The sequence below is a fragment of the Nostoc sp. T09 genome, assembly GCF_002154695.1.
Lineage (GTDB): Bacteria > Cyanobacteriota > Cyanobacteriia > Cyanobacteriales > Nostocaceae > Aulosira.
The window spans coordinates 1-2,363 of sequence record NZ_MTAV01000246.1 but is presented as its reverse complement, the minus strand read 5'-3'; the positions used below and the strand labels follow the sequence as shown (position 1 = coordinate 2,363).

The 2,363-nt window shown below is 45.4% G+C and carries 2 protein-coding genes and 1 pseudogene; all 3 read left to right on the top strand.

Going from position 1 to position 2,363, the window contains the following annotated elements; genetic code table 11:
- A pseudogene (locus tag BV372_RS33605) lies at positions 1-362 on the top strand (hypothetical protein); the annotation flags it as partial.
- A 247-nt stretch (positions 363-609) separates the two neighbouring features.
- Positions 610-1,695, top strand: coding sequence for a 3-isopropylmalate dehydrogenase (leuB, locus tag BV372_RS33600; protein ID WP_086691670.1), 1,086 nt, complete (start codon positions 610-612; stop codon positions 1,693-1,695).
- A 223-nt stretch (positions 1,696-1,918) separates the two neighbouring features.
- The gene (locus BV372_RS33595) at positions 1,919-2,188 is read left to right on the top strand and encodes a hypothetical protein (protein ID WP_086691668.1); all 270 of its coding nucleotides are present in this window, start codon (positions 1,919-1,921) and stop codon (positions 2,186-2,188) included.
- Positions 2,189-2,363 lie beyond the last annotated feature (175 nt).

The following is a 2,363-nucleotide window of genomic DNA, read 5'->3' as shown; positions in this document are numbered from 1 at the left end:
ATAAATTGTTGAGGGGTGACAAGCACACATCATTCGATAACCCGCAACTTGGGTTAATAGCTACAACCGAATCTAATGGTATTCCCATCATTCGCACTACTGCTAGGGTCGGTAACACTATTGCTAATGTGGCTCGTGGTCAATTGCGATACATCACTAAACTAGCCAACGGGACATTCTCTAGTGGTGTTTATCCTTATGTTGCAGAGATAGTTACCCCGTGGCAAATCGTTGATTTGGAATTCCTCCAACCAAGTCATCCTGTCTATGCTTTACGACCAAAAAAACCGCTTGAAACCACCTTTGGCTTCTATGCTCCCCGTTCTTCCTTCTGCTATCCCGGTGGCGAAGAGGTAATTTAACTTTCACAGCTTGCCATAACCTGTCCAGATTCCCTGCCTCTATGCCCTTTCAAGATTAGCTTGGATCTAAAATCCGAGGCAGGAGCAATCTAGCCTAAATTTAATTTTCTCCACGATACTTTTTTTACTCAGTACCACTAATTTATTGCTATTAATTCATATTTTTGCCAGAGATCTATTAACTCATCGGTACACTTTGCTCGGTATGATATTTATTCTGCAAGCATTTACTCAGTAAAAACTAGCTATGACCCAGAACTACCGCATTACCCTACTCCCCGGCGATGGCATTGGCCCTGAAATTATGGCCGTAGCGGTAGACGTGCTGAAAGTCGTGGGGAAGCAATTTGATCTAAAGTTTGATTTCCAAGAAGCTTTGATAGGTGGTGCAGCAATTGACGCTACAGGGGAACCTCTACCCGCTGCTACCTTAGATACTTGTTGCAACAGCGATGCTGTATTACTCGCTGCTATTGGTGGTTACAAGTGGGATTCTTTACCATCTCATAGCCGCCCAGAAGCAGGTTTGTTAGGACTGCGTGCAGGTTTGGGATTATTTGCTAATTTGCGCCCAGCGAAAATTTTGCCCCAGCTGATTGACGCCTCAACTTTGAAACGGGAAGTTGTGGAAGGCGTTGATATTATGGTGGTGCGCGAACTCACTGGTGGGATTTACTTCGGTAAACCAAAAGGAATTTTTGAAACTGAGACTGGAGAGAAACGCGGTGTAAATACAATGGTTTACACCGAATCAGAAATCGATCGCATTGGTAAAGTCGCTTTTGAAGCAGCGCAGAAACGCGGCAAGAAACTTTGTTCGGTAGATAAGGCGAACGTTTTAGAAGTATCTCAGTTGTGGCGCGATCGCATCACCAAACTCTCCCAAGAATACCCGGATATCGAACTATCTCATCTCTATGTAGATAATGCGGCGATGCAATTGGTACGCGCACCCAAGCAATTCGATACCATCGTCACAGGTAATTTGTTTGGCGATATTCTCTCTGATGCGGCTGCCATGCTGACCGGCAGTATTGGGATGCTGCCCTCTGCTAGTTTAGGTGCTTCTGGGCCTGGCGTATTTGAACCTGTTCACGGTTCCGCCCCAGATATTGCTGGGCAGGATAAAGCTAATCCTTTAGCACAGGTATTAAGTGCAGCGATGATGCTACGCTACGGTTTAGACCAACCAGCAGCAGCAGATACCATTGAAAATGCTGTGTTAAAAGTTTTAGAACAAGGCGATCGCACTGGCGATATTCTCTCACCCGGTACCAAGCTTTTAGGTTGCCGTGCTATGGGTGACGCACTCATTCAAGCTATACAAGGGTAAAAAGAGTCAATAGTTCAGTTGTCAGTGTCTCCCCTGCCGAATGACGCCAGTTCGACGCCACTTGCTTCAACGGGGGGGAAACCCGCCCAGGCGACTGGCTCCCCAATGCGCCATGCCCAATGCCCCATTCCCAATTTCTAAACAGAACTGGATCATTTTGGCAACCGTTGCGAAAACTTTCATATAAACTAGAGACAAATCTAGAAAGCAAATAACATTCATAGTGTACGCTTTACGACAAGGATACGAAAACTATACGGCTCCCAAAAACCAGCATCCCCAGCCTCCTTTGGCTGATCCCGCTGTTATCAGGGCTGCTGGTCAAATTTACTACACTCTCTGTGAAGCACATCCTGAAGTAACTGGACAAGCTACAGGAGTAGCCATTAATCGCACTACCCATCGGGGCAAAGTGATTTTTACGAACCAACCAGTACTCTTACCGCAAGAATGTTTTGTACCGTTGAGTCAAATTGAATCTCATATGTATTAGTCATTAATCATTAGTCATTGGTCATTGGTTGTTAGTTTTAGTCATAAGTTATTCGTCATTAGGCATTAAATATAAGTCACTGGTCATTCATCCTTAGTCATTAGACAAATGACACAGCGCAAAGTCGAGCCAGTCGTGTGGTGAGGCAGTCCGATCTTGGGGGTTCCCCCCAGGA

Bases quoted from the DNA above. Each gene is read 5' to 3' on its own strand.
- leuB (WP_086691670.1), top strand. From the start codon at position 610: ATGACCCAGAACTACCGCATTACCCTACTCCCCGGCGATGGCATTGGC.